This is a genomic window from Enterovibrio norvegicus DSM 15893 (genome assembly GCF_900115495.1).
GTDB lineage: Bacteria > Pseudomonadota > Gammaproteobacteria > Enterobacterales > Vibrionaceae > Enterovibrio > Enterovibrio norvegicus.
In genome coordinates this window covers 1-1,440 of sequence record NZ_FOWR01000095.1, presented here as the reverse complement: position 1 = coordinate 1,440, position 1,440 = coordinate 1, and the positions used below count along the sequence as shown (strand labels likewise).

1 pseudogene is annotated in these 1,440 nt (G+C 52.6%); it reads right to left on the bottom strand.

Annotated features, from left to right (window positions below):
- A pseudogene (locus BM082_RS24550) lies at positions 1 to 1,440 on the bottom strand (Calx-beta domain-containing protein); the annotation flags it as partial.

Here is a 1,440-nt window from a genome sequence, read left to right as displayed (position 1 = left end):
ACGATGGTTGCCGCTTCATCTTCGACAATGGTGACCGTACCGGACACCAGATTGCTTTGCCCGTCGGCTTTTGCCTTGATGGTATACGTTTCGTTGCCTTCGAAAGTGCCGTCCTCGGTGGTCTGAGAACGAACCTGGAAGGTTTTGGTGTTCGCCGGGACGTCAATCCAGTTGCCGCCGGCGAAATCACCACTGGCTTTGACCCAACCGTTGCCATAGTTGACCCACAGGTCTTTGGTATTAAAGTCAGCGCCCTCAGTGGCCGTGCCTTCATTACCATAAGCATCAATAAACACACGCGTCGTGGTGGTCGATGTATTACTGAGTGTGACGGTGAGTGACGCCGCGTCACCTTCATTGGCGGAGGCGTCAGAGACACCAGTGACGCGCGGCTTGTCGGCCTCGTCAGTAATGGTGGCTTCTTGTGATTGCACAAAACCCTGTCGTCCAGGCACTGCCGCCTGAATTTGAATGCTCTCATTCCCCTCATAGACATTGTCATTGAGGGTTTCGGCATAGACGCGCACACCCTGTTGACCGGCAGGGATGGAGATGTCTGCTTGATAGTTGTTCGCGGCATTCAAGACGACTTCGCCCGTTTTCTGGCCTGCGAGGTTATAGATCAAGACCTTGCCTGAATAGTCGGCGCCAATGTCTGCTTGGTGTAACCCGTCATTAAAGTTAAGCCTCACGGTGGTGGCTTCATCGGACGGGTTATTGAAGTTAACGGTCCAGCCTGGTGCCGTACCACCTTCAATGCCATCTCTGAGGTGAGTGACCGATTGAACAATGGTTGCGTCTTCATCGTCCACAATGGTGACGGTGCCAGACACCATGTTCGATTGCCCGTCGGCTCTGGCACCAAGCGTATAAATTTCGTTGCCTTCGAAAGTGCCGTCCTCGGTGGTCTGAGAACGAACTTGGAAGGTTTTGGTGTTGGCGGGCACACTCACCCAATTACCTGTAGAGAAATCCCCGTCGGCTTTGACCCAACCGTTGCCATAGTTGACCCACAGGTCTTTGGTATTGAAGTCCGTGCCTTCGGTGGCGGAATTCCCCCAAGCATCGATGAAGACACGTGTTGGAGTGGTGGACTCGTTGCTGAGTGTGACGGTGAGTGACGCTTCATCACCTTCGTTGGTTGACGTGTTTGAGACACCGGTGACCCGAGGTTTGTCAGCTTCGTCAGAAAGGGACGCTGATTCTGATGTTACCAATTGTTGACGACCGGGTACCCCTGCAGTGATGGTAATGGTTTCATTGCCCTCATAGACATTGTCATTGAGGGTTTCGGCGTAAACACGCACACCGTTTTGACCTGCTGGGACAGAGATGTCTACGCGATAGTTGTTAGCGGAAGAAATCACTTCTTCGCCAACCTTTTGCCCTGCGAGGTTATAGATAAAGACTTTACCGGAATAGTCAGTACCAAGGTCAGCT